Origin of the sequence: Methanofollis liminatans DSM 4140, assembly GCF_000275865.1 — an archaeon.
GTDB classification, from domain to species: Archaea; Halobacteriota; Methanomicrobia; order Methanomicrobiales; family Methanofollaceae; genus Methanofollis; species Methanofollis liminatans.
In genome coordinates, this window is record NZ_CM001555.1 from 971,333 (window position 1) to 997,101 (window position 25,769).

The 25,769-nt window shown below is 62.1% G+C and carries 25 protein-coding genes and 1 tRNA gene; 13 read left to right on the forward strand and 13 right to left on the reverse strand.

Going from position 1 to position 25,769, the window contains the following annotated elements:
• Positions 1-4 precede the first annotated feature (4 nt).
• Both METLI_RS04985 and METLI_RS04990 read left to right on the forward strand, forming a co-directional pair.
• Positions 5-1,069 carry an MFS transporter gene (locus METLI_RS04985; protein WP_004038529.1) on the forward strand — a complete coding sequence of 355 codons (1,065 nt, stop codon included), beginning with the start codon at positions 5-7 and terminating at the stop codon, positions 1,067-1,069.
• 12 nt (positions 1,070-1,081) lie between these two features.
• The gene (locus METLI_RS04990; RefSeq protein WP_004038532.1) at positions 1,082-1,504 is read left to right on the forward strand and encodes a hypothetical protein; all 423 of its coding nucleotides are present in this window, start codon (positions 1,082-1,084) and stop codon (positions 1,502-1,504) included.
• 5 nt (positions 1,505-1,509) lie between these two features.
• On the opposite strand, the gene METLI_RS04995 is transcribed toward METLI_RS04990, so the two are convergent.
• Complete coding sequence (locus tag METLI_RS04995; protein ID WP_004038534.1) at positions 1,510-2,217, reverse strand: ribonuclease III family protein; 708 nt, start codon at positions 2,215-2,217, stop codon at positions 1,510-1,512.
• Between the two features lie 80 nt (positions 2,218-2,297).
• Here METLI_RS04995 and METLI_RS05000 point away from each other — a divergent pair, with 80 nt between their 5' ends.
• Complete coding sequence (locus METLI_RS05000; protein WP_004038536.1) at positions 2,298-3,713, forward strand: aldehyde dehydrogenase family protein; 1,416 nt, start codon at positions 2,298-2,300, stop codon at positions 3,711-3,713.
• A gap of 135 nt (positions 3,714-3,848) precedes the next feature.
• Here the strand turns inward: METLI_RS05000 and speD are convergent, their stop codons facing one another.
• The 7 genes from speD to METLI_RS05035 form a co-directional block, all read right to left on the reverse strand.
• On the reverse strand, positions 3,849-4,310 hold the full coding sequence (speD, locus tag METLI_RS05005) for an S-adenosylmethionine decarboxylase (RefSeq protein ID WP_245529402.1): 462 nt from the start codon (positions 4,308-4,310) through the stop codon (positions 3,849-3,851).
• A 506-nt stretch (positions 4,311-4,816) separates the two neighbouring features.
• Positions 4,817-7,672, reverse strand: coding sequence for a M1 family metallopeptidase (locus METLI_RS05010; RefSeq protein ID WP_004038540.1), 2,856 nt, complete (start codon positions 7,670-7,672; stop codon positions 4,817-4,819).
• Between the two features lie 33 nt (positions 7,673-7,705).
• On the reverse strand, positions 7,706-8,413 hold the full coding sequence (locus METLI_RS05015; protein ID WP_004038542.1) for a hypothetical protein: 708 nt from the start codon (positions 8,411-8,413) through the stop codon (positions 7,706-7,708).
• Positions 8,410-8,748: a roadblock/LC7 domain-containing protein gene (locus METLI_RS12360; RefSeq protein WP_004038544.1), complete on the reverse strand. Its 339-nt coding sequence runs from the start codon at positions 8,746-8,748 to the stop codon at positions 8,410-8,412. The genes METLI_RS05015 and METLI_RS12360 overlap by 4 nt, the downstream gene beginning before the upstream one ends.
• A 10-nt stretch (positions 8,749-8,758) precedes the next feature.
• Positions 8,759-8,986, reverse strand: coding sequence for a hypothetical protein (locus METLI_RS05025; RefSeq protein ID WP_004038546.1), 228 nt, complete (start codon positions 8,984-8,986; stop codon positions 8,759-8,761).
• 11 nt (positions 8,987-8,997) lie between these two features.
• Complete coding sequence (locus tag METLI_RS05030) at positions 8,998-9,420, reverse strand: HAMP domain-containing protein (protein ID WP_004038548.1); 423 nt, start codon at positions 9,418-9,420, stop codon at positions 8,998-9,000.
• 317 nt (positions 9,421-9,737) lie between these two features.
• Positions 9,738-10,673, reverse strand: coding sequence for an MBL fold metallo-hydrolase (locus tag METLI_RS05035; RefSeq protein WP_245529403.1), 936 nt, complete (start codon positions 10,671-10,673; stop codon positions 9,738-9,740).
• Positions 10,674-11,066: 393 nt separating this feature from the next.
• Here METLI_RS05035 and METLI_RS12365 point away from each other — a divergent pair, with 393 nt between their 5' ends.
• The gene (locus METLI_RS12365; protein WP_004038551.1) at positions 11,067-12,251 is read left to right on the forward strand and encodes a tyrosine-type recombinase/integrase; all 1,185 of its coding nucleotides are present in this window, start codon (positions 11,067-11,069) and stop codon (positions 12,249-12,251) included.
• Positions 12,252-12,279: 28 nt separating this feature from the next.
• On the opposite strand, the gene METLI_RS05045 is transcribed toward METLI_RS12365, so the two are convergent.
• A complete protein-coding gene (locus tag METLI_RS05045; RefSeq protein ID WP_004038553.1) occupies positions 12,280-12,795 on the reverse strand; it encodes a hypothetical protein in 516 nt (171 codons plus the stop codon).
• A 606-nt stretch (positions 12,796-13,401) separates the two neighbouring features.
• Here METLI_RS05045 and METLI_RS05055 point away from each other — a divergent pair.
• The 8 genes from METLI_RS05055 to METLI_RS05090 all read left to right on the forward strand — a co-directional run bounded on the left by METLI_RS05055 (position 13,402) and on the right by METLI_RS05090 (position 20,097).
• Positions 13,402-13,698, forward strand: a complete 297-nt coding sequence (locus METLI_RS05055; protein WP_004038555.1) for an ATP-binding protein — start codon at positions 13,402-13,404, stop codon at positions 13,696-13,698.
• Between the two features lie 359 nt (positions 13,699-14,057).
• Positions 14,058-14,978: a hypothetical protein gene (locus METLI_RS05060; protein ID WP_004038558.1), complete on the forward strand. Its 921-nt coding sequence runs from the start codon at positions 14,058-14,060 to the stop codon at positions 14,976-14,978.
• Between the two features lie 316 nt (positions 14,979-15,294).
• Positions 15,295-17,055, forward strand: a complete 1,761-nt coding sequence (locus tag METLI_RS05065) for a UvrD-helicase domain-containing protein (protein WP_004038560.1) — start codon at positions 15,295-15,297, stop codon at positions 17,053-17,055.
• The gene (locus METLI_RS05070; RefSeq protein WP_004038562.1) at positions 17,052-18,254 is read left to right on the forward strand and encodes a DNA primase; all 1,203 of its coding nucleotides are present in this window, start codon (positions 17,052-17,054) and stop codon (positions 18,252-18,254) included. The genes METLI_RS05065 and METLI_RS05070 overlap by 4 nt, the downstream gene beginning before the upstream one ends.
• A gap of 29 nt (positions 18,255-18,283) precedes the next feature.
• Positions 18,284-18,811: a DUF488 domain-containing protein gene (locus tag METLI_RS05075; RefSeq protein WP_169313799.1), complete on the forward strand. Its 528-nt coding sequence runs from the start codon at positions 18,284-18,286 to the stop codon at positions 18,809-18,811.
• 211 nt (positions 18,812-19,022) lie between these two features.
• Positions 19,023-19,289, forward strand: a complete 267-nt coding sequence (locus tag METLI_RS05080; protein WP_157203219.1) for a hypothetical protein — start codon at positions 19,023-19,025, stop codon at positions 19,287-19,289.
• Positions 19,286-19,588, forward strand: a complete 303-nt coding sequence (locus METLI_RS05085) for a hypothetical protein (protein ID WP_004038565.1) — start codon at positions 19,286-19,288, stop codon at positions 19,586-19,588. The genes METLI_RS05080 and METLI_RS05085 overlap by 4 nt, the downstream gene beginning before the upstream one ends.
• Before the next feature lie 212 nt (positions 19,589-19,800).
• Positions 19,801-20,097, forward strand: a complete 297-nt coding sequence (locus tag METLI_RS05090) for a hypothetical protein (protein ID WP_004038570.1) — start codon at positions 19,801-19,803, stop codon at positions 20,095-20,097.
• A 458-nt stretch (positions 20,098-20,555) separates the two neighbouring features.
• Here METLI_RS05090 and METLI_RS05095 read toward each other — a convergent pair.
• Positions 20,556-20,640, reverse strand: a tRNA-Leu gene (locus tag METLI_RS05095).
• A 378-nt stretch (positions 20,641-21,018) separates the two neighbouring features.
• On the opposite strand from METLI_RS05095, the gene METLI_RS05100 reads away from it, so the two are divergent.
• Positions 21,019-21,573, forward strand: a complete 555-nt coding sequence (locus tag METLI_RS05100; RefSeq protein WP_004038572.1) for a TATA-box-binding protein — start codon at positions 21,019-21,021, stop codon at positions 21,571-21,573.
• A gap of 5 nt (positions 21,574-21,578) precedes the next feature.
• On the opposite strand, the gene METLI_RS05105 is transcribed toward METLI_RS05100, so the two are convergent.
• From METLI_RS05105 to METLI_RS05115, 3 genes are read right to left on the reverse strand one after another with little or no spacing between them, the layout of a single operon-like run.
• Positions 21,579-24,323: a DEAD/DEAH box helicase gene (locus METLI_RS05105; protein ID WP_004038574.1), complete on the reverse strand. Its 2,745-nt coding sequence runs from the start codon at positions 24,321-24,323 to the stop codon at positions 21,579-21,581.
• Complete coding sequence (locus METLI_RS05110; RefSeq protein WP_004038578.1) at positions 24,268-24,996, reverse strand: metallophosphoesterase; 729 nt, start codon at positions 24,994-24,996, stop codon at positions 24,268-24,270. The genes METLI_RS05105 and METLI_RS05110 overlap by 56 nt, the downstream gene beginning before the upstream one ends.
• On the reverse strand, positions 24,996-25,745 hold the full coding sequence (locus METLI_RS05115; RefSeq protein ID WP_004038580.1) for a hypothetical protein: 750 nt from the start codon (positions 25,743-25,745) through the stop codon (positions 24,996-24,998). The genes METLI_RS05110 and METLI_RS05115 overlap by 1 nt, the downstream gene beginning before the upstream one ends.
• Positions 25,746-25,769: the final 24 nt, after the last annotated feature.

Here is a 25,769-nt window from a genome sequence, read left to right on the forward strand (position 1 = left end):
TCAGATGAAGCAGCGCCTCCCCCTCCTGCTCGGTGTCTTTGCCGTCATGGCGCTCTCAAACGCCGTGGTGCCGGTCCTGCCCTCGCTTGCTGAGGGCACCGCCCTGCAGGGCGCCATTTATTCGGCGTATTTTTTTGGGGCGATGCTGACGGTCATTCCGGCCGGAATCCTCTCTGATCGTATCGGGAGGGTGCCGCTGCTCCGGGCCGGGCTTGTGCTCACCCTCGTGAGCGGGGCCCTGATCCTGGTCATATCAGATCCCGTCGCCCTGCTCGCCATCCGTGCGGTGGAGGGGGTCGCCGCCGGCCTCTTCGTGCCTGCGGCGATGTCCTGGATCAATCTCCAGCCCGACCACGAGGGGATGAGCGGCAACTTCATCGCCGCCCTGAACCTCGGGCTGGTCTCCGGTCTTGTCCTGGCCGGCTGGCTCACCGTGCCTGCGGGTGTGCTTGGCGGGGTCATCGTCTTCACCGCCTTCACGGCAGTTCCTCTGCTGATGACGGTCTTTGTGGGGGAGACGGTCGGGCCGGGGCGGGGGCGTGCCGACCTGCTCGGCGTCGGCAGAGATAATTTCTGGCTCTACATCTCGGCGATCGTGCTGATCGGGGCGACCGGGGTGGTGACCGCCCTCTACCCCGACTTCACCGGCGAGTCCGCGGCGAACCTGGGAGTGCAACTCGGGCTGATGAACGTGGCGACGATCGTCGCCTCCCTTGCAGCGTCAAGGGTTCACCTTGCCCCGATCCCGACGATCAGGGTCTCTGCCGTTTTGATGGCGGCGGGGGTGGCGCTCTCGTTCTTTACGCCGGCGGCGTTCGTGTTCATCGGGGGGATCGCCGGTGTGGTGATGATCGCCCAGATCAACTATCTTGCGGCGAATCCCGGACAGCAGGGAGCGATCATGGGGCTCTTCAACGCTTCCAGCTATGCCGGGATGACGCTCTTACCGTTCGTTGCCGGCGTAGTCGCCGAAGTGGAGAGTTTTTCTGCGGCATTCGCCGTTACTGCGATCCTCGCCGCCCTGATGGCCGTGACGATCGGGCGGTGCCGGTGCTATCTGGAATCATAATGTGGAGAGATTATGTCAGAGAAATGTGCATTTCATGACCTGAACGGCGCGACCGTCCAGGAGAAGTTTGCCGCCCTCGGCATCGAGCCCGGGGCGAGAATCGATATCCTCGAACTCCAGCGGCTCTCGAACTGCTACACAGTGCGTTCTATCATCTACTTCGAGGAGGAGATGGCGCGAAAAGGAGACCTTGAGGGCGATGAGAAGGCGTATGCGGGTGTGCCCGAGTCGGACCGTCCCTTTGTTTCCGTCGAGGCGTTTCTGAAGTTTGCCCGGGAGTACGACCCGTATGCCTTTGATATCAGGCTCAAGGACCTCCCGATCATGATCGAGATCGTCATGGTGGGCGAGATCGAGGGGACACCCTATCTCACCGGGCTGATGCCTTTCCTTGACGAGCTCCAGGACTTTGAAGAGCCCGACGTCCTCGGGTGAACCGCTCACGAGGGTGTTTCGAGCACCTCGAGGGCGACCCGTGCAGCCTCTTTTTTTGCGCCGGCCTTGCTCCCACCGCTGCCGAAGGCGGAGAAGTGCCCGGCGACGGTGACGGCGCTGACAAATGTCGGGTCGTGGTCAGGGCCGTCCCTGGAGACGATCAGGTACTCAGGGAGGCCGAGGCGCTCCTGCTGGAGACGTTCCTGAAGGCGGCCGATCGTGTTTCCGCTCGGGTCGAAGTGGAGGATATCGTCGGCGACAAGCCCGAGGACGATCGACCGTGTCCTGTCCAGGCCGAGATGGAGGTAGAGGGCGCAGATGAACGCCTCGAAGACGTCGGCGATGATCGAGGGGATGAGGGGCTGACCGACGCCGAGGAGGATGAGGTTTTCGAGCCCGATGCCGGTGCCCGGGACGATTGTACCGAGGTGTTCGTTCTTTGTCGCCTCCATCCTCTTTGAAAGCGCTCCTTCGGAGCACTGGAAGGTGCAGAGGAGGTACTCGGCGACGATAAAATTGAGGATGCGGTCCCCCAGGAATTCGAGGCGCTCGTAGTCCGGGCAGGGGAGGAGGCCGAAGGGGTTTTCGTGGGCATAGGAGCGATGGGTGAACGCCCGGTTATAGCGTTCGAGCACGTCGTCCGGGATATCGGTGACGCCGATCTGCGGTTGCGCGAGAAATGTTTGGAGTGTTGTCTTTCGTTTCCAGTCCATCCGGATGCTCCGTGGATGATCGGTTCATGGGACGCCGATCGTGGGAAAAGTCTATTTCTCTTAAAAGATAGGTTTTTTCCATGATGAAGATGCTGATCGGGGGTGCATGGACTGACGCCTCGTCAGGGCGGACGATGGGCGTCGTCAACCCGGCCACCTGGGCTGAGATCGGGAGCGTCCCGCTGGGCGGGCCCGAAGACGCCGGGGCGGCGGTCGAGGCGGCTGAGGGCGCTCTCGCCGGGTGGTCTGAAGTGCCGGCGCTGGAGCGCGGCAGGGTGCTCGCCCGGACCGCCGCCCTGGTGCGGGAGGAGGTCGGACGACTGGCGGCCCTCCTTGTCGCCGAGCAGGGCAAACCCCTCAGGGAGGCGACCGACGAGGTGAGGGGGTTCGCGCATATCCTGGAGTACTATGCCGGGCTCTCCTCGTCGCTCCACGGCGAGACGATGGCGACGAAGGCCTATGGTCGGATCGTCATCGAGAAGCGGCCCCTGGGCGTCTGCGTCGGGATCGTGCCCTGGAACATGCCGGTGATCATCGCCGGGTGGAAGATCGGGCCGGCGCTCCTGGCCGGAAACACCATGGTGCTCAAACCCGCGAGCACGACGCCACTCACCACCCTCGAGATCGGCGAACTCTTCGTCAGGGCCGGGCTGCCGCCAGGCGTGCTCAACATCGTCACCGGGCCCGGGGAGAGCCTCGGGGAGGCGCTGGTCACCCACCCGGCGGTCAGGAAGGTTTCGTTCACCGGGGAGGTCGGGACCGGGCGGCATGTCGCCGAGGCGGCGGCGCCCACGATGAAGCACCTGACCCTGGAGCTCGGCGGGAGCGACCCCGCGATCGTCTGCGACGACGCCGATCTCGAAGAGGCCGCTGCCGGTGTGGTCCGGGGCCGGTTCTACAACTGCGGACAGGTCTGCACCGCCGTCAAACGGGTGTACGTCTTTTCCAGCGTTGCCGACCGGTTCAGGGCACTGGTGAAGGAGAAGACGGAGCGGATCGTCGTCGGCGACGGCATGGGGGCCGGTGTCGGGATGGGCCCGCTGAACAATGCCGCGGGCTACGAGAGGATGCAGCAGATCGCAGACGATCTCTCCGGCGAGGCGCGGTTCCTTACCGGCGGGGCGGCGACCGGTACAAAGGGCTGGTTTTTTACGCCGACGGTCGTCACCGACCTGCCCGCGGGCGCCCTGCCCCTGCGCGAGGAGGTCTTCGGCCCGATCCTGCCGGTGATCGAGGTGCACGATCTCGATGAGGCGATCGAAGGGGCGAACTCGACGAATTACGGCCTTGGCGCCTCGATCTGGACGAAAAGCCTGGAGCGGGCAGAACGCGGCTGCCGGGACCTTGAGGCCGGGATCGTCTGGGTGAACCAGCACCTGAAAATCCCGCCGGAAGCGCCGTTTGGCGGGACGAAGGGGAGCGGCATCGGGAGAGAGAACGGGCCGCGGTCGCTCGACCGCTATACCGAGGAGCGGTCGATCCTGATCCGGTTATGACCGTCGCCGTCTCTCGCGTGAGGTCGGTCTGCTTCTCCGGAGATCCTCACGCAAAAAGACGCCCTGCCTGACCGGCGGCGGTGTGAGAAACAGGCCCGAACGGGCAAAGAACAAGAAAGGGAAGGGGTGTGATCTTCAGTCTCTGAAGAGCACGTGGGTGGTCATCGAGCTGGCGCCAAAGAACTTCTTGCAGAACTCGGCCATCTGCTTGGGGCCGTAGGCCTTGCAGGAGAAGATGTCGAGGTAGGCAGCGTTGGTGTCGTTGGCGAAGTGACCGGAGATCAGGGAGGTCTCGATGAGCTGGGTCATGGAGTAGCCGGCAACCTTGGCGCACGGGCCGAAGTGGACGACGGTCGGCTCGCCGAAGCGCTTCATGTCGATGAGGTCGCAGAGCTCGACGATGAACCGCTTGATGAGGTCGGCGTCTCTGATCGCTGCCGGGTCGCAGTCCTTGAGATCGACACTGGTGTAAAGCCCCCAGGAACCCTGCTCATTGTATTTCTTGATGATCTCATCGTCAGAGAGAGAGTCCCAGTAGTTCACGGTCTCGTTCACGTTAAGCATGTCAGCCTGATTGCGGATATCGGTCTCAGTCATTTTTATCACAACCCCCTCCGGAGAGAACTCTGGAGGCATTGATGTAATTACAACACATATTCAGGATTTAAAAATTTCCATCAAGACACCTCTCCTCGATCATGATAAAAACCCCAAATTTTGTTCTGAATTGATTTATGATGTCAATTAATCGCCTAATTTATACAATTTCTTTGAAATTCCGTCCAAATCCAACGAAGCCCGATTTAAACCGATTTTAATACCCACAACCGCAGTACGCCTCTCTTATGCCCTCGATTGGTTCTGCGCTCTATAATTGGTCAGATTTCAATTTGAATTGATTAAACGCGCAAGAAAAAGGAAAGAGAGGGTTTAATTTGGCCAAAATTGGCATATTCTGTTTTAATTGGGCAAAAAGGGATTCGTGAATCAATTTTTAGGGATAATACGTTTGTTCCTGTCATGTTCTGTTTAAATTGAAATCGGCCGCGACAACATTGAATTGCGTATGAAAAATATAATAAAAAATATGTGTGCCTCAAAGATCATATGTGTTCATTTGTGGTGTCCCCCACTGGCCCGGGGTGCGGCAGGTCGGCGAGTTCGGGGGCCGGGCCAAAGGATCTGATATACGCCGCCACCGCATGCGGTGCCCCATGGAGGAGGCGCCGCGCCGTGTTGTACACGCTCGGCTGTTCCTGCGGGTCTGCGGCCCGCATGATCCGGAGGAGGACGGCGACGAGGGGGGCCTGATCGTCCTCGCCCATCTGATCGAGGGCGCCGAAGACCTCCAGCGCCCCGACGGTATTGTACTCGTTGATCACGGCCAGCCCCGAGAGCACCTCGCCCAGGTACTCCCTCCCCTCCCCGGTCTCAAGGGAGAGCGGCCGGTTGCGGGCAAACCGTCCAAAAAGGGCACGCTGATCGTTGGACTGTTCGATCCTGAAGGATGAGGATTCCGCTGCTTTCTGTATCCGGGAAAGGGCGTCGGGTGCTCTGATGCCGGCGACGGCGGCAAGGAAGGTCTCCCATGAGACCAGGTCGCCCTCAGACCGTACCCTGAAGAGGTCGAAGACCTCATCCCTGTCAGGTGCCGAAGAGTCCATATAGGCCGAGAACGCCGCGAGGCGATCGGTGGCATTCGCCGCCGTCTCGAACTGCTCCCTGATCAGGGCGTGGACCGGCGGTGTGTCGAGGGGCGCAAGTGTCTGGAGGAGCAGGTTCTTCACCTGCCGCTCCTTTATCGCCGCAGGGCTCCGTCCTGCCGGCGCGGCGGCGTACCTGCGGTAGAGGTCCACCAGCCCGTCCTGGTGCCGCCCGGCGATCCCCTGCAGGAGGCGCCGACGCGCCGTGTGGAGGAGCGTGTAGCGGTGGGCAAAACGCGGCTCTTCCACCGACTCGAAGACCGTCAGGAACTGCCCGCCGGCGGCTGACATCAGGGACCGGTCGGCGATCAGGTCATAGTAGAGGTCGCAGAACGCCGGGGACGGCACCGCACCGGGATCCTCGAGGAGCCTGAGCATCTCGGCCCCGGCAAGCGACTGGAAAGCGCAGAACCTCCCGATGAGATCGGCATCATGCCGGGCCCGGAGGTGCCGCTCCTCAGGGGTTGCGTCGTCGACCACCCGACCGTAGAACGAGTAGCCCCGGTTTGCCGCGACAAAGGCCGGTGCGTCGACGTCCTCAAAGAGGATCTCCTCATGCCGCCCGGTGACAAGGTGCGTCGTTTCGGCACGGTCGCGCCCCTTTCTGTCCACCAGTGCCACGACAAACGGGAACGTCCAGGGTTCGGCGCCTGCGGGCGTTTCCTGCTCGAGGGCGATCCTGCAGGTCCGGGCGTCAGGGTCATACCGGTGCGTCATCCTGACGATGGGAAAGCCGGTCTGCTTCAGCCAGACCCGGGCCATATCGTCGAAACGCCGGCCTGCGACCTCCCCGATCGCATCGAGCCAGTCCTGCCGCGAGGCATTGGCGTGGGCGAAGCGTCGGTGGTAGCGATCGAGCGAGCGCGCGAAGGCCTCTTTTCCCATCAGGGTCTCGATCATCCTGACGAATTCCGGGGCCTTCACATAGGTGACGCCGGTGATCAGTTCGTTCGGGTCATTGAAGCCGTCGGGCTCGATCGGCATGGCGGCGGCCCCTGCGTCGAGGGCGAAGGTTCCGCCCTCAGGCGAGATCAGGTCGATCACCGTCTGGATGCGGGCATAGTCATCCCCGAAGAGGAAGCCGAAGTGGGCGTTCTCGATGTGCACGGTCACCGCCTCGTTGAGCCAGAGCTCGAACGGGCTCTTTCCGGTCACCTCAGAGCCGTTGAGGTTGTGGTAATACTCGTGGACCTTCACCCGCACCATATACTCGTAGGCATGGTCGGTCATCGCCGGGAAGGGCATGATCCGGTTGGTGGTGATCGTGGTGTTGCCGACGTTCTCCATCCCGCCGTAGTCCGAGTTCTGCATCCCGATCTCGCGGTAGACCGTCCCGGTGTAGGCATAACCCGGCACGATCGCCTGCACGCCCTCCGCGAGCGCGGCCCTCAGGGCGGCGAGGCGCTCTACATCCCCGGCGTCTCTTGCCCGATCGCGCTCATGGCAGAGGTCCCAGAGTTTCTGGCGCAGGGGGATGCCCTGGTAGCGTTCAGGCCCGGTGAAGAGGTACACCCAGAGGACGCCGTCTGCCAGCACCTCCAGCGCCTGCCGTGCGATCTCTTCGTCTGATCCCGGCGGCACGAGGAGTTCGAGGGTGAAGGTGCGGCCGTCCGGGTACTCGAAGGGTCTGGAGAATGTTGCATAGGTGCCCACGCCCAGGAAAAAGAGGTACGGGGCCATCGGGGTCGTGGTGTTGTCGTAGGTGATGGCGACCCGCCCGTTCCCGCACGGTTTTCTCCTGGAGAGGGCGTCGCCGTTTGAAATGATATTCGTATAGCGCCCGTCGGCGATGATCGTCGTCGTGTAGGTGCACTTTGCCGTCATGTCGTCGAAACACGGGACGATCCGCTGGAACCCCCACTGCTGGCACTGGGTGATCTGGGTCGGCGGCGCACCGCCCGGGGTCTCGTCATAGTAGAGTCCTTCGAGGATATGGCTGGACGGGCGGCAGCGGGTGCGGGCGGCGAGGTGGAGTTCGGTGCCCGGGAGGAGGGGTGCGTCGAAGATAAAGGAGAGACGGTGGTTTTTCCGGTCATATCTGATCGCCGCCGGGTACTCTTCGCACTGTGCGGCAAGCACCTCGAGGCTCCGGGCATTGAGGTCGAGGGAGGAAACCGGTGCGTCCTTCACCCGCACCTGCATCCGCGAGGCGACCTCGGTGTGGTCGTCCCGGACCGAGAAGGTGAGGTCCATATGGATGACGTCGACCGGCAGCTCTCCAAAATCTTCAGGATAATATGTGAAAAGGCGTGTCATCGGGTTCAAGTCAGAATAGGCCCCGATACCGGATTATCTTTCCGGCATGATGGCGGCGAGCATCGACCTGACCCGGCCGATCGGGATGCCTCCCTCGGCAAGGACGCAGACCGCCCCTTCCTCAGTCGGGGCGGCGATAAGTACTCCATCTGGTGTTTCGAGAATCACGCCGGAGAACGCCCCGGCGTGTACGGCCCCGGCAAGGGTCCGGGCTGATTCGATCGCTGCGAGAACCCTGCTGCAGGCAAGGCCTGCAGGGCGGGAGCCCGAGATGACGTGGAGATCTGTGCCCCGGCACTCCGCCACCATCAAAACGCCTGCTTCAGGCCCGGGAGCGGGCCGGGACGAGACCGGGGGCGAGATTGGGGGCGTGGCAGGAGGGGCACTGGAGGGGGGTAACGATGCCTCCTGAACCGCTCTGCCCTGATCGTGGACCGGGACGCCGTGGTCGCGGCACCATGCCGCCGCCCGGTCGAATTCCTCCTCGGTGTATTTGCAGAGCGAAAATTTGACCGCGTCCTGCGAGAGCAGGTACTCCTTTGCCGCGTTGCCGCGAAGGGTGATGCTCCCGTGCCTGAAACAGTACGCCAGCGCCTCGCCCCGCCTGATCAGCATGAACCCCTCGCCTTCCTGGACGAAAATCCGCACTTTTCCGAGAAACCGTGCGGTATGCGAGTATACCCAGGAGAGCGGGGCCTCCATCATGCCAAGGCTGGTCCCTTCGGGGAGTGTGGTTGTCATATCACCGATGCGATAAGGTCGAGGTTCTTCTTCATCTCGTAGCGGACGCGCCCGGGATTGGCGCCGGGTTCGAGGAGGACGGCGAGGACGTCGCCGCCAGGGAGGGGCATCATGAGCAGGACGCCGCCGCCCGCTTCGATGAGGACGCCGGCGAATCCATCCGCCCCGAGGTCTCCTGCAAGGCTGTTCCAGGATACCGCAGCCGCCGGGATGAGGGGGGCCGCCGCCTCCCAGTCGGCGGCGCCCGCCTCCCCGCGCACCCGGCCGTCGGGTCCAGCGACGCAGGCGCCGATTGCCCCTGCAATCAGGAGTTTGCCAAGTGCGAACGTGAGCATACCAACCGTCCTATGCCTTCAGGGCGAGGATATCCTGCCTGATCCGTGCGGCGACGTTCTCACCGAGTGCCGGTCCGACCGCCCGGTGGCATGCCTCCGCAAGCGCCGGCAGATCGGCCGGGGTGAGGTCTGCAGGGCTTTTGCCCAGAGACTTCTTCGTGCACTTTAAGAGCACGATCCCGGCCGAAGGGCCGAGGTCTTCCCTGAGGACCGCAGTCAAACGCTCGTTCAGCGCCATGGCGTCTCCTCTCACTCACCCTCTTCCCGCGAGAGCGCATCCAGGATCTTGTAGGAGTTGATCATCCTGTTGAACGAGGAGGCGAGGTCCCCGATCTCATCGTTGGTCATCACGTGCACCTCGGAGTTCTTCAGGTCGCCCATGGAGACCGAGCGTGCGACCTCTGAGAGCTGGGTGATGGGGCTTGTGATGCTGCTTGCAAGGAAGAAGCTCCACATCACCACGATGGAGAGCGTCACGAGCGTCAGGAGGAAGATCGTCGCCGGCAGACCGATGCTTGACACGATGCCGCCCGTGTCGCCGGCCGCCATGAGACCGATCAGGGCGATCGGGATCACCGCTACAAAGAGCATGCTCACGAAGAGCTTGTAGAATATGGGGATCTGGAGTGTCAGACTCCTCTCCGCCGTACCTGTCCGGGCCATTCCATCCATGCAGGGTTATTATCAGAATCACAATTTAAATATTCTCTTTTTGATTTGTAAGGTATGGTCAATTCAAAGTTAAATTAAAAATAATTTTTGGCGATCTGCCCGTCGTCGCCGGGCATCATCAGGGAAATTGTGCGGCGGGTGAATACGGAAATGCAGGATCACGGAAAAAATGGCTCCTCTGGCAGGATGGGGGTGAAGCGGGTAAAAATGGCTGATCAGGGGTGGTGGACGCATCTCCTGCAGGAGCGGCAGAGCCGGGAATCACAGGTATCAAATATTCCGGGCTGTCTGCTCCTTGCGTGCCCGCATGCTGATCTTTATCTCTGGAAATCTTCCAGCAGGTTCTTCTGGTCCCGCACCTGCAGGTTTGCTGCAAAGGTGCGGGCGAGCAGCGGATTTACCGCCTGTGGGGGCAGGTTGAGAGAAGCGGCAGTTTTTCTGGTGAGTTCCGTCAGGTCGGTGGGACCTTCACCGCTGCCTGCACGTACGGCTGTGTGGATCCTCTGGAGATATGCAAGCGCCCGGTCCATCTGAAGATATGCCTCCCGCCCCCTCCTCGGTTTATCCCATGCCGAGAGAACCACGCGAATGCCGGCAAGCCCCCGGAGCCGTTTTATGGACTGTACCGACGCAATGGCGTCGTCATAGACCGGGAGTTCTCCCGCCACCGGTAGTGCGTCGCCGGAGAAGAGCGCCCCCTCGCTCTGCATAAAGAGCGAGATGGATCCCGGGGAATGGCCCGGCGTATGGAGCACGTTGAGGTTCATGTCCCGAGTTTTATCGGGCGCTATGATCTCTCCGTCGGCGAGTTCGCGATCGACCTGCACCGGTCCGCCGACCAGTGAGGCAAACCCCGGCACCGGACGCTCGCGGTTCTGAAGATCCACGTCCTCGATCCATCCCCGTTCGGCCGGGTGTGCAGCGATCGTGCAGCCGGTCGCCCTCTGGATCGCCCGTGCTGCTCCGATATGATCGGGATGCGCGTGGGTCAGGATGATCGATGCAATCTCTGAGGGGTCTCGGCCGGCGGACCTGATGGCATCGAAGATCTGCGTCTCGCATCCGGCCACCCCGGTGTCGATAAGGGTAATCGTCTCACCGTAGACGAGGTAACAGTACACGAACCGGTCGAGTGCCATTCCCGGCGCTATAACAATTTTAAACGAAATTTTGAGTGCGTGGATGAAAGGCGCTATCCGCATTCGATCGTCTCTGCGCACATCCTCATCATCGTCCCTGAGTACTGCCGTCACGTCCTCACCTCTGGTCAATCGTCATGCATGTCCTCTCAGCCTGATCCCGGACATCTGTTGGGGTGCCCATCGAGGATAATGGTGCTGCCCCCCCGGTGTTCACGGTTCCGATCAGATGATCGGGACCGCGCCGGTCCTGGCAGATGCACGCCTCCCTGAGAACAGTCAGGATGAAGTATTTTGGCGATAGGGAAAGGGATTTTCTTGCCGGGGAACGATCAGGTGATGAAGAGAGATCGCCGTCTTTTGAAAAACCGGTGCCCTGCCGGGTGAGAGATGTGATAAAAGTGCGAGGAGCCGGATTCGAACCGGCGAACGCCTGCGCGAATAGGCCCTGAATCAAATACGTATTGTTGGCGATAGGTTTATCATTTTCAGGGGCCATTATCCCGTATGCAGGAGAGGTACGACCGGACGAAGATCCCACAACTGACCCCCGCGGAGAACACCGGAATATTAACACAATATGTCCGGCACTGTGAACTTGCCCGGGCAACACCGGCGACGATCACGAACAAGGTTGCACGCATGGCCCCGTTCCTGAAGTGGGCCGGGGTCAAGGCTGATGAAGTCACGCCGACGATGGTTGAAGATTATTTTTTGGATCGGATGGATCGGTTATCCCTTCACACCATCGACGGCGACGTTATCGAGTTCCGAGTGTTCTTCAAATGGCTTTTAGGTGAAGAGAAGGCGAAAGCGCTTCTTAAAAACATCAAAAAGTCGCATAAGAAACGTGAGTTGCCGGTTGAACAACTCCTGACCCGCGAAGATGTGCAAAGCCTGATCGGTGTCTGTGAACGGCAACGCGACCGCGCCCTTATTGCGCTCCTGTGGGATTCCGGCGCCCGGATAACCGAAGTCCTGAATATCGACGTGGGCGATCTCGCCTTCGATCGATACGGCGCGACGGTGATCGTGGACGGCAAGACCGGACGCCGAAAGCTCCGGCTTGTTTCCAGCGTGCCGGACCTCCAGGCGTGGCTTGAGCAGCACCCGTATGGCACCGATCCCCGGTCCCCGTTGTTTGTGACCAGCCGATCCTTCACCGAAAAGAAGCCGCGCAGACTTGCAGGCCGGACGGTTAACACGCTCTTGCTGCGGATCGGCCCCCAGGCCGGTGTATATCGCCCGTGCAACCCTCACGCTATCCGGCACGCCAGGCTTACTGACTTGACAAAGGAAGGACTCTCGGAAATGGAATTGAGGATCGTCGCGGGGTGGTCCACGTCATCGGGAATGCCCGATGTGTACGTCCACATGTCCGGTGGCGACGTCGAAAAGAAGATCCTTCGAAATGCCGGACTACTCGAAGAGGAGGAAAACGATAAAGAGGCGGCGATGGAGCCGATCAAGTGCCCGAGGTGCAAACGCCTGAATGCCCCGGGGTCACGGTTCTGTGCCGGGTGTTCGGCGGCTCTTTCGACAACGGTTGCTATGGAGGTAGAGAACGCGGCGCAGAGCATAGAGAGCACCGCTGAGTATCTGGACATCGTTAACAGCGCTGAATATCAGGCACTTCTTGGGGCCATACAGGATAAGATGATGCGGGCGAAGGGCGGGCATCCCCGGACATAACCCGCCATGATCGGCGGGGCAAACACAATCAAACCATTTTTTCAAGTTTTTCGAGATCGACCACGACATCAAACACCCACACGAAACCCGGGCGGGGACCGATCCCGCGCTTGCATTTTTGCTTCTTCCGAACCTCGGCCGGCAACGACCCGCGGAAAAAGTCGAAGTTTTTCAGGATGAAAGTTATCATTTGCGCCGCGTTCAGGGGCATCCCGAAATGCTTGCACACATCGGATGAAGTAAGCCGCATCGACGGGCAACCGTGATCCGCGACGTACAGCGCGACGGCCCGCGGTGCAAGGGACCGGATACCGCGCAACCGTGTTCCCCGCGTCGGGCGGGTTATCGCATATTCAATATCCTCACCGAGTTCTTTTTTCATCGCATCCAGATTAACAGACAAATCACTCTCAATCATATATTCAACCCATTTGTATTCTATTGGCGCATATATTTTGCGGGTATGGCCTCTCAAAAAATATGCATAATGCGGGCGATTTATATCAATTTTGAGAGGGGCATATTCATGGGTAATGTTCTTCATCAACTCGACGATAAAAACCCATTACTTTCAAGGGGTGTGGCGCTGTTTTCACCCGGGCGATCATAACCGGGTGTATATCCCCGCGTCGTTCAAACAGGAAGGGGGAATTGACGTTATAGCCAAAACGACAACAAAACAGGGCGCCGGGGGATCTCCAGGGCCACATCTGACCGCATGATCTGACCATAGCGGGCTTCGATGGAAAACGACAACTTCCGTTCTATCATAAGACGACAACCGAAGGCGTTTCGCATCTGCATGTGCAGATCGGAAGCAGTAGAGGCAAGAGATACTTTCACGGCTGTTGCGTCTATCATTAGACCTTTTGTTGCAGACGCAATAGCGATAATGAAGGCATTGTGGGCTTTGATTTTGAATCTGCCCCGGGAGACGTGAAATATTTAAACATCTAACGCGCACCACTGTCTGTCGGGCGGTATAACCAGGACCCGGGGCGTTTAGATCGCCCCGAATCCTAAAAAAACGATCCCCCAGCGCGTGTAGCCCCCTCAGGCATACAAACATACTGCACTGCGTTACGGTTACGTGTGCAGCGTCGGTATAAAAACGCGTCGGTTTCGTCGGGGTGCCGCTCGGGAGGCAGAAATGAGCCGAATCGACAAATCCCCCTCAAAAATCCAGGATAACCCGGACGGAACGAACGAGCGAATTTTGGATCTGATCGCCCGCGCGGGCGGGGCGACCAGCGGCACGATATATCGCGCCGGCGTCTGCGGCCTGTCGCAGCAGGCGATCGACAACCGCCTGGAACGCCTGACCCGACGCGGCGCGATCTACTGCGATCGAGCGTACGGGGTGAAAATATTCCGGTTGGCGCACGAAACGGCCACGGAATCCGAATCCAGACGTACAGCGCTGGCAGGGGGCGATCAACACGACTGACGCCCCTGTTAAAATTGAACGTGAAATCTACGAACATCTGTCCGTTCTGCACCGGGCAGCCGTTGATATTCTGGTAGCACGTGGAAAATGGATAATTGCGGAATCGGGGGCGCATAGCGCCCCGGACGATAGGGATCGGCACACGGCGAACCGGGGTCAGGCGGTGTTGTCGTGACAGAAACAACAACGATCCCGCAGTATTTATACGTGACGATCCCCCCCCATACGGCGGGCGGGAAAATCGTTATCGTGGCCCTGCCGGGCATCGGGCGCTATTTTGCGCCAATAGGCGAATTTAGGCGATTAATTGCGGGCGAACGGGATGATCTGACCCTCCACCCGCTGCCGGGGGGATCGGCGTGCCGCCGGTAAACCCCCGGGCGCCGGCCCGGACCAGCACCGGGCCGCTCCCGCTGATCGAGGGGCTGAACGTCGAGATAACGTCCACCAACCAGGGCTGGATCTCGATCGTCACCCGGGACGGGGCGGCGATCGTGCGCGACGGCCCGACCCCCGCGGCGCCGTGGATCGACCGCCGCGCACCCGGACGGATCGCCGCAGCGGTTCACGCAGCGGTACCGGCGATCGTCCGGCGGGCGATCCGGGGCGCACTCGACCAGATTTTTGCGGCGATCCGGTCCTCGCCTGACGGTAGCGGGATCGTCTCGCCGGCGGTGGCGCGGGCGATCGGCGCCACAGTTCGGGTGCAGATCGAAACCTGCGATCCGCCCACGTACCTGGTCGATCTGGACGGCGGGCGATCGCTGCTGTTCGGATCGCGCGATATCGCGGCCCGGCGGCCGATCGTGCTCAACGAGCGCTGGCTGGCGGTGCACCCGCGGGAACCCCTGAACGCGTCTGGCAACGATTTCGGGGCGATTATCGATTATTGGCTGTCGATCGCCGAGGAAATTGATCCGACCGGGGACGCGTCACCCTGGGAGGGCGCCGCCGAGGGTCTACAGATCGCACTCGCGGCGCTGACCGTGTACCCCACACGCGACGGGCTGGCCCGATCGGGCCTCTGGCAGGAACCAAACGGCCCGCTGTGGGTGGCCGGGCGGTTGGTCCGGGCCGCGTTACGGGACGCCGGACGGGGGGAGGACGACGCTAATTTTTCAAAATACCTGCGGGAACGCGGCCTGATCGTGCACGCGTCCACCCCGCACCGGGTGGGCGGGGCGCTGATCAGGGCATGGGGGTTCGATCCCGATATACGCCCCGAGGACGCCCGGATCGCCGAATGCGCCGCCCTGGACGACGAGGGGGCGACACCGTGACGGACGACACCCGGACCGGCACTGTTACAGGTGCCCCCCTAGTACGCGCCCGCGGGACCGTCGCGCACATTTTTTCAGGAGGGGCGAAAAACAGGCGTATCACCCGTAACGCCGTAACACCGGAAAATCGGGGGAATTATATGTCCCTATTTTCCATTCGCACCTCATATTGGTGTTACAGGTTCTATCATCCCACCCGTAACACCCGTAACAGGGTGAAATTGAGTTTCTATAACGCCCGCGACCCGTCAACGAGCACGAAAACTAAAAATCGATCTCTCCCGCGTGGGATATATGGGATCATTCCGATCTGCACATGCAGATCGGAACCTATCAGGAGGGGATCGGCATGACTCCCGCCCCGGTGATCAGGTGGAGGGGCGGCCCGGGTGCCGGCAAAAGTTCGGCTCTGATCGATTACGTCCGGGCCGAGGCAGGGACAGGGGCGACGATCGGCGATATTGTAGCGCTCACGTTCTCCCGCTCTCAGGCTGCCGATCTCGCCCGGCGCCTCCACGCGGCGGTATTCCCTGCCGCGAACGTTCCCGCTGTCCGGGGGCTGTGCACGACGATCCACGCCTGTGCCCTGCGTCAGTGCCTGGCCGCCGGCCTGATAGAGAACCCGCGGGTGCAGGTGATCCAGCCCGGCGACCGCCGCGCGGCGCCGATCTATCAGGATTTTATGGGCCGGCACGGTTTGGCCTTCGACCCGGCGATCGGTTTCGAGGGGGACGACGACGACCAGACCCGATCCGACCTGCCGATCGGCAACCAGGTGATCGCCCTCGCCGCGTACCTGACAGCGACCCGGCGCCCCCCGGCAGCCTGGCGGGAAGCAGCGGCCGCCCTGGGTCTGTCGGTCCCGGGGCATGCATGGCCGATCGAGGATCTCCTGTGCGCCTGGGCAACGTACAAACGCGATCGCGCGTTTTACGAACATGAGGATTACGTACGCCTGGCCCTCGATCACGATCTGCCGCCCCCGGCCCCGATCCTGTTTATCGACGAATACCAGGACGTTTCCCCAGCACAGGACGCCCTGATCCGACAGTGGATCAGCCACCCTGACACCCGCCGCGTATACGTGGCCGGGGACGCGGATCAGTCGATATACGGTTTCCGCGGGTGCGATCCGGCCCTGTTCCTCGACCTGGCCGCCGAGGATCGGGGGGCAACCGGCCCGGAATCCCGCCCGGTATCCCACCGGTGCCCGGTCGAGATCATGGCGATCGCTGAAACGATCCTCAGCCGCCCGGCGACCGTCTCCCCCTGCGATCGCCCCGGACAGGTACACCACGTCCGGCCGACGACCGCCGCGGGCCTCGCCGCACAGGTCGAGGAGACGATCCGGTACGCCCGGACCCTCCCGGGCAACCGGCAACCGGTGTTTATCCTCAGCCGCTACCGGCGGGCCGCCGGCAACCTCGCCCACGCCCTCGCCGCCGCGGGTATCCCGTGCACCTCGATCAAACCCTCCCGGGTGCGTTTCTGGACGGCAACCCGGATCGGCCGGGACCGGGGACACCTCGAACCGACGACGATCAGCCCGTGGACCCTGAAACGAGCGATCGCCCACGCCCTCGCCGGGTCCGACATCGACCAGATCCCGACGACCGAGGCCGAGGCCGTGATCCTCTCGACCCTCACCGACCAGCGGCGGGCCGCCGCCCTCACCGACCTACGGATCAGGGCAAAACGAGGGCCGATCCGTCTGGGCGACGTGTACGCGTTGGTGGGCGCCCGGGGCGATCAGATATTCGACGCCCTGAACCTGCGCCCCTGGATCGTCGCACAGATCCGCGCCTGTCTCGCCCGGGAACGACAGCGGGGATACGAGATCACGCCCGATATGGTGAAGATCGACACAATCCACGCTTCTAAAGGACTTGAATCCTCGATCGTGCTCCTGCACACCGGATATTTGCGGGGCCGCCTCCCCGCGCTCGCCGACCCTGATCGCCTGGCCGAGGAGCGCCGCGTGTATTTTGTGGGAGCGACCCGGGCCGCCGATGCCCTCCTCCTCCTCGATTACGGCGACGGCCCGACCTGTCCGATCCTGGCAGGGGTGGTAGCGTGACCGAACGGATCGCCCTCCTGGACGCGGCGTGCCGGTTCTACGAGCGGCACCTGACCGACGATCACCGGGAATTTCTCCTCGCCCGGTACGGGTTCCGGCCCGATTTTGTAGAGGCCGCCCGGATCGGCTACGCCCCGGCAGACGGTACGGCCCTCCTCCTGCACCTGATGGACCGGGGATATAGCGGCGATGAGATCATCGCGTCCGGCCTGGTGCAGCGGTGGACGAAGGACGGCAACACAGGTGTTACCGATCACTTCCGGGGCCGCATCGTCTTTCCATACCTGGACGGTGCCGGGGCGCCTGCGTACTTCATCGCCCGGGCAACCGATGAGACCCCGGCGCACGGCGACGCGGTCCCGGCGAAATACGTAAAAGGGATCGTCAACCCCATCGGGCCGCGGGAACCGATCTTCGGTGCCTGGTCGGTGATCGACGGCGAACCGCTGATCGTCACCGAGGGGATCGCCGATGCCCTGGCAGCCCTCCAGGACTGCCGGCCGTGCATCTCCCCGGTGACAACGAGCTTCAAACGCGAGAGGATCGACGAGGCCGCCGCGTACTGCCGCCGGGCCGGGGCGACGTACATAATCAACGATAACGAGGCGAGCGGGGCCGGGCTGACGGGTGCGACCCGAACCGCCCACGCTCTCCTCACGCACGGGATCGATCGGGTGTATATCGGCACCCTCCCGCGGCCCGATGGGGTTGATAAAATCGATTTAAACGACTATCTCAGGGACGGCGGCGACCTCGCCCCGATCCTCGCCGGGGCGGTCCCGGCCGCCGAGCACCCCGCCGTGCAGGAGGAACGCCGGCAGGAGATCCTTGCAGGGGTGGCCGCCCTCCGATCCGGCATCTCCCGGCAGCGGTACGAGGCGAGCGGGAAGAAAAACCACCGTACGAATGGCATCGACGACCTGAAACGCCGCATGCCCTCCCTCAGCGCCTACACCGGGATCGCTCCCGGGAAGCGGGGGCCGCACCCCGTGTACGGATCGACGCACGGCGATAACTTCGCTGTATCGAGAGACGGCGAGACCTGGACCTCGTTCCACGGCGGGAACGAGGCTGGAAAATCAGGGAACCTGTTCAAACTGATCGCCCTGGAGCAGGGTTTTCTCACCGACGAGGATCGGCCCCTCCGGGGGGAGGCGTTCAAACAGACGATCGAGTACTGCCGGGGGCGGTGGGGATGATCCCCGGTGAAAACGAGGTGTTACCAATCATGAAAATCGAAGTTTGTAGGCTTGATGACCCGGCCTTTACGGTCCGGGACATTGACGGGACCGACGCCCCGCCCCTCTTCACCATCGGCTACCAGGGCCGGACCCTCGATCAGTTCATCGAGATCCTGAAGGAGAACCGGATCGAGAGCGTGATCGACATCCGCTTCTCCACCGTGAGCAGGTTCAAACCAGAATTTCGAGACAGCAACCTCACCCGGGAACTTCCCCGGGCGGGTATCCGGTACGTCCACCACAAAGAGTTAGGCGTACCATACGCGTGGCAGAACCCCTATAAAGCGGGAGCCATCCCGTTTGAGTGCCTGGAAAAGTTCTATCGGTGGAATGTGAAGAAGAACAGCGATTTTAAGGCGTTCATCTCCAGCGTGAAGGAGAGCAGCCCGGCCGCGCTCATGTGCTTCGAGCGGTACGCAACTCCCACGCGGGGCCAGAAGATCGCCTGCCATCGCTCAATTCTCGCGGCTATGTTGCTGGAGTCCGGGGAGTTTGAGCGGGTCATACACCTGTGACGGGAGCGGGGAACACGATCCCCTTCCCGTCTGCACATGCAGATCCGAACCTCTCCCATGTCCATATGGATTTCATAACGTTTAACCTATTATATCTCTGGTATGCATAATCAGTAGAAAAGCATATGAATAAGATATGATTATCAGTAATATCATGGATGAGACTTCTGATCGATTCATCTGCAAGTATTGCGGGCGGTCCTTCACTTCGATGAAGGGGTTAGTTTCGCACCTCAAAGGGTGCGAGAAGCGCCGGTTTGAAACGCTTTTCAAGGTGGGCGGCTTCATTTTCACCGTGTTTTGGAACCCAACCCGGCGGGTGCAGCATGGCCTCAAACGCCTGGAGGCTGGCGACGATCCAAAGGCGTTCATCTCCGTCCTTCGCTTTCTCCGCGATATTGAGGTGATCGTGGACTACACGATCGATCGGGACGGGGCCGCGGCGCCCGGAACCCCTCAACCCGGGGCGGCATCATGAACGGGATCATAACCCTCAAGGCAAAAGGTGTTTCCAGCCCGAACGGGCCGATCGATCTAACGGTCGCGGGGAACATCGACGACGCCGAACGGTTATACAACGTCCTTCAGGACACCCGGGATCAGATCCTTGCATATTCCTGTGATCGCGCCTGGTACACCGCGGTAGAACCCGACCCGGCACCGACCAAAGCCGCCCGCCGCCGTCGAAAGACCGCCGACTTCCCGATCCCCCACCGCGATCGTCATCCCCCCGTGCCGTCGATCTTCAGGCACGCGCGCGCCTCTCTCTCCCCCTGATCCGATCCCCCAAAAAACCCTATATCCCTTTTGTTCATGCCAAAGCGGGGTATATCTTCGTATTTTGGTATTCGCATCTGCATATGCAGATCGATGGTCTAAGCGATCGCCCCGCGGAAACCCTCATTTTTCACATAATATCATAATATTATTATCAAAAACACATATATAGTATGATCATTTATCCTCTATTGTGAAGGAGGTGTATGCGAATGGCGAATGACCAGGGCGGTGTTGCATCGGCAACGGGCCTCATGGGTATCCTTGTGGGTTTCCTTGTGGTTGGTGTGATCGGCGTCTATATCGGTGATCAGATGCTCACTTCGGCGTCTCTCAACGAGTCCGACGCGCTGTACACCTCGCAGCAGGCCGTTGTTGAAACGTTCACGCTTGGCGTGACTCTCGCGAAGGTGATTATCATCGTCTCGATCGCCGCGATCATCTTTGTGATGCTTCAGAACACCGGCCTTGTGCCGTCCTTCAAGCAGGGCGGCGGCGGCGAGTACTGATCGCATACACCTCCCCCCCCGCTCCAGTCCCCCATCTGCGCTATGCCCCCGGCGGTATTACACCTCTGCCGCCGATCCCTCCCGGGAAGAGGGATATAGGGGCATTTTCCCATTTTTGAGGTAAAAACCGAATAATAATATTATCATCTGTCACCCCTTCAGACTCGCACATGCAGATCCGAACCACACCGGGCGAAGGGCGCCCGGGTGGGTGCCGTGCCCCTTCTCAAAACTCACATATCCGGGCGATAGCGATATGTTTCTTTGACGGTGGATCATGGGCATGGAGGAGCGCACATATGGGCGGTGCGTGCCCCGATAGAAGCGATCTGTAGTGTTTGGAAATTGTTTCTTTTTTGACCAGGGGATCATGGGCCTGGTGCAGAGCACCGCGCAGCGTGTGGTGATGCTGTTAGAAATGTGCGAAATGCTTTATAATGGGTTCTTTTTAGAAAGAGTGCGAGGGGAGCGATTCGAACGCTCGAACGTCTGCACGACCAGGCCCTGAACCTGGCTCCTTTGACCTGGCTCGGAAACCCTCGCAAATTTGATTTTATGGCGCAATCTATGGCGAACATCCATTTCAAGGCCCTGAACCTATCGCCTTTGACCTGGCTCGGCAATCCTCGCCTGTGTGCGTCTTGCGTGTGGAACCCTGTGTTTGGGGCACCCTTGCGCCTATAACAGTTAGCACTCCTCTGAAATAAAGATATGCCCCGTCCCTGAGCGATCGACGGTCGTCCGCCTGTCATCGGGCACCTGGATCGCCCGCAGCCCGGGAGGCCCCCTGCGCACGGGTTCGGGATGGTGCTCCCCTCTTCTCATGAAAAGCACCGGGAATACCGGCAATCACGGGTGGATATTCCGCGTCATAAAGCCTTCCAGTTAGTATTATAGTCCGGCGAGATGCACATATAAATAATGGATGATTCAAGGTACGAGTCACTTAAGATCGAAAATATCGTCGCATCGGGTGTTATTGCCGACTCCATCGACCTTGGTGAGGTTTCCAAAAAGATCCCCAACTGTGAACTGAATACCAAGCGCTTCCCCGGCGCCGTCTACCGGATCGAAAAGCCCAAGATCGCCTCGCTCATCTTCTCTTCAGGAAAGGTCGTCCTTACCGGGATCAGGAAGAAGGAGGATCTCTACGAGGGCCTCAATATCATCGTCCAGTCCTTAAAGGAGGCCGGCGTCGATACTTTCGACGAACCGAGGGTCGGCGTCACCAATATCGTCTGCTCGTACGACATCGGCCGCTACATCAACCTGAACAAGGTGGTCATCACCCTGAATCTGGAGAACATCGAGTACGAGCCCGAGCAGTTCCCGGGCCTCGTCTACCGGATCAAAGACCCGAAGATCGTCGCCCTCCTCTTCTCGTCCGGGAAGATCATCCTCACCGGCGGGAAAAACCTCGATGACATCAAGCGCGGGCTTGACTTCCTCGAGCAGAAACTCGAAAGCATCATGTGACCCGGCTACCAGAAGCGGCGGGTGAGGACATAGTTCCTCTCCGCTTTGAGGATCTCCCGGTAGAACGCATCTCCTTCTTTCGCTTTTGCGCAGATCCGCGCCGCCGTATCAGGCCCGACGCCTCGCGCCGCAAGGGCGGTCACCGCCGTCTTTCCGTAGGAGAGGACGAGGTTGGCGTTCTTGAGCATGCGGTCCTCGAAGGCGTGCTCCTCGGCTGTCTTCCCCTTCTTCTTTGCGATCCCGATCTGCTCCTCCTCCCAGGGTTTGAGGGCGGCGACGAGCCGCGCCGAGCAGAGGGGACACTGCGGCGGGTCGGGCACCCGCTCCACCTTTGTCCTGCTCTTCCAGTTCTTGCAGTGCATGCAGAAGAGGACCACGCCGTCGCCCGCGAGGCGCCGCTTCAGGGTCGAGATCACCGCCTGGTCGGCGGTGGGCGGCGGGATCATGTCGCGGGAGGAGGAGAGGCCGTCGGCCCCGAGGACTGAGAGGGGGCCGATATGGATCGCCACCTCGCCGGCCTGCACCGCCCTGAAGACCTCGCCCGCCGCCTCCACGTCCATGTAGTCTCTGAAGAGTTCGCTGTAGGCCTCGTCCTGCACCACTGTCCCGTCAAAGGTCTGAAGGAGGCGGTGGAGGCTGATACGCTCGTAGTCGGCGTCGGCATCGATCGCCCCGAACTTCTTTGCCACCTGCACCAGTTTCCACTTGAAGAGCGCCGTCCGTCTAAGGGCGAGGCGGAGGATCCCGCCGATGTGGGACGGGTCGGTGGCGAGGAGGAGGTCCCTGATATCCGCCGCCCTGATCTGCCGCGGCAGGCGGAGCATCGCCCGGTATGCCCCGCTCTCGATCCCGACCGTGGTGCCGTGGCGCGCCGAGATCAGGATGGACAGGACGCGTGCGATCGTCTCGTTCGCCCGGTGACCGGCGCAGATGTTGCAGACCACGCCGTCGTCGGCGTTCTCCAGGGTGATCAGGCGGTCGGTCGGGACCGGCGTCCTGTTCGCGTCCATCTCATGCAGATACCGTTCGGCATACCCCATGGCGTCGGCGTTGTCGGTATAGGCGGCGAGGTCGCGGCTCCGCCGCAATGCCCCCACCTCCTGCGCCACCGCATACGGCACCGGGATCTGCTCGCCCTCCCATGAGGGCAGTTCCCCCTTCGCCTCCTTTGCCGGTTCGACGGTGAGTCGCCCCTCCTCGAAGTCGAGCACCCGCCAGAGTTGCCCCTTGGTGACGAAGACCGCCCCGGTCTGGACGAAGCCCAGGACAAAGGACTCGTCCAGGGTGCCGACCGTCCGCCTGGTGACGATGTCGAAGACCGGCACCTTCCGCTCGTCGTGGATCATCGAGAGGTTTGCCGAGAGATAGGTCCGGGCCCGTCCGGTGGTGACGATCCGCAGGGCCTCGCCCTCCCCCTCCAGCCTGATCAGGCGGTGCTGGACCATCTGCTCGCAGACGGCCCGCAGGAGGTCTTCGGCCCCTGCAAAGCAGCCGGAGCGCTGGACAATAGTGAGCGCCCGCGAGAACGGGATCTCGCCGTACTCCACGGCGATGGCGGCGACGGCGTTTGCGAGGACGTCGGCGGCGTTCGTATAGGGCCGCACCGGCTCGATCTCGTTTGCCCGCGCCCTTCTGATGATCACCAGGGCCTCCAGGAGGTCGTCGAACCCGGTGGCGAGCACGGTCCCCCGCGAGATCGAGAAGAGGTGGTGACCGGCCCTCCCGACCCGTTGCACGAGACGTGCGACCTCGCGGGGGCTGCCGAACTGGACCACGTGCCCGATATGCCCGATATCGATCCCGAGCTCCATCGAGGAGGTGCAGATGAGGGCTCGCAACTCGCCGGCCCTGAACCGATCCTCGGCATCGACCCGCACCTCCTTCGAGAGCGAACCGTGGTGGACCTCGACGTCCCCCCGCTCGATCAGGGCGTGGCCCAGGGCCTCGGCGGTCACCCGCGTGTTCACGAATACCAGGGACGAGTCTTCGGCGTCGATCATCTCCTCGACGCAGCGGGTCTGCTTTGAAAACTCGCTCCCGCAGAACCGCACCGCGAGGTCGAGCCCCTTTGCCACCGGCACCTCGACCAGGGTGAAGGGCCTATCGCCGCAGAGGTACCGGCCGATATCCGCCGGGTTGCCGACCGTCGCCGAGAGCCCGATCCGCTGGAACTCCCCGGCGTGCTCGCGGAGCCGTTCGAGGGCGACGGCGAGCTGCGCCCCGCGTTTGCTCCCGGCGAGTTCGTGGATCTCGTCGACGACCACGTGGCGCACCCCTTCGAGGTGCTTCCTCAGGCGTTTGCCCATGAAGAGGGCCTGCACCGTCTCCGGGGTCGTGATCAGGAGGTCGGGCGGGGAGAGCGCCTGTTTGCGCCTGACGTTCTGCGGGGTGTCGCCGTGGCGCACGCCGACGGTGAGGCCGAGTCTGGCGCACCACCACTCCAGCCGCCCCAGGATGTCGCGGTTGAGGGCACGCAGGGGCGTGATGTAGAGCGCCCGAAACCCGGTCCCCCCCTCGGAGAGGAGGGCGTTGAAGACCGGGAACATGGCGCTCTCGGTCTTGCCGGTGCCGGTCGGGGCGATGAGGACGATGTTTTTTCCGGCGAGGAGCGGCGGGATGGCGCGCTGCTGCGCCTCCGAAAGGTCGGTAAACCCCCGCTCGTCGATGAGCGCCCGCACCCGGGGATCGAGGAGGTCACGCGCAGCGCTGTTCCCTGATCTCGTTGAGCCGTCCGATATAGGTCCCGTCACGAAGCCACACCTCGGCATTCTCTTCGTCGATGCACCGGGAGAGCGGCCCGAGCCCGCTCCTTCCCAGCTCCAGCACGTCCACCCCGCCGGAAAACTCGCACGCCGCCGGGACGGCGAGGAGCCGCGTCTCTTCACTGCCCAATGCCGGCGAGTAGAGGTAGGCGGGCTCTGCCCTGAGGGAGCAGCCCACCTCGTCGCAGAGGGAGACGGCCGGGTGGAGGTGGCCGATGACCAGGAGGCGCCCTGCAAGGTCTTCGGCAGGCCAGGTATGGCCGTGCAGGTAGCCGACGCCGTCGATCACCGTGCCGTTTGCCGGGAGGAGTTCGTCGTCCCGGAGAAACCGCCCGATCCCGCCGTCGTGGTTGCCGGGCGCTACCTTGAGGGGGGCGAGGGCGCGGATCCGGTCCAGGATGCCGGGGAGTTCGTCGTATTCCTGCCGGCTGGTCAGGGGCACCGAGTGCTTCACGTCGCCGAGGAGGACGACGAGGTCAGGCGCCGTCTCCCTGATTGCGGCGAGCACCCGCCCCTCCCGCTCCCGGCTCCGGCTCCGCACGTGCACCCCGGCCCGCGCCAGCCCTGACTCGATCCCGAAGTGGAGGTCGGCGACGACCAGCACCCGGATGGTGTTCTCCATCAGGAGGGCCGGGCAGTCGGGAAGAAAGGTCGGGCGCATCAGATCAGTTTCACCTGCCCTGACGAGGGCATATAGCACTCGCCTTCTTCCATCAACGCTGCAAGGGCGGTCCGTGCCGCCTCCTGGCCGATCCCGCGCTCGGCCACCGCCGCAAGAAGCGTCTCCTCCGCGGCCCGGCGGCCCGGCGCCTCTTCGAGCAGGGCGACCAGCACGGTGCGGGCGTCGATGGGCGCCGCCGGCAGGCCCGCGTCCTGCACCGTGCGCAGGGCGGCCTGGACCATCAGCGCAAGGCCGGCGAGGGTTTCAGGCGTGGTTTTATAATGAGCGGTTGCCGCCACTGCCCCGGGACCGGCGGGCGCGTCGATCATCCGCTCGATTCTCGAGAGCGTGAGGTCGGCCGTCCGCAGCACCCAGAGGTCCCGGACGCTCCGCTCCACCCTGAGGACCGTCTCCGGGACGATCACCGTCTCTCCCCCGGCGGAGGCCAGCGCCCCGCTCACCGCGGCAAAGGCCGGCGTCTCGATCGCCTGCAGTGCCGACGCCGCGGCGGCCTCGCGCCACCCGGCAAGGACGGTGACGCTGCCGGTCGGGTCGGCGATCCGGGCAAAAACCCTGCCGCCACCTGACGAGACCGAGGTCAGCGCCCCTGCAAAGAAGACCCGCCGACCCGCGGCGCCGGTCGGTGAGAGAAAGGATCCGCCCCCGATCCTGGTCGTCTGCCCGATCTCGCCGGCAAACAGGCGGGCGGCGGCGTCAAGCCCGACCAGACCGCCGCTCTGTGTTTCCATGAGATCACATGTACCCCGTCTGCT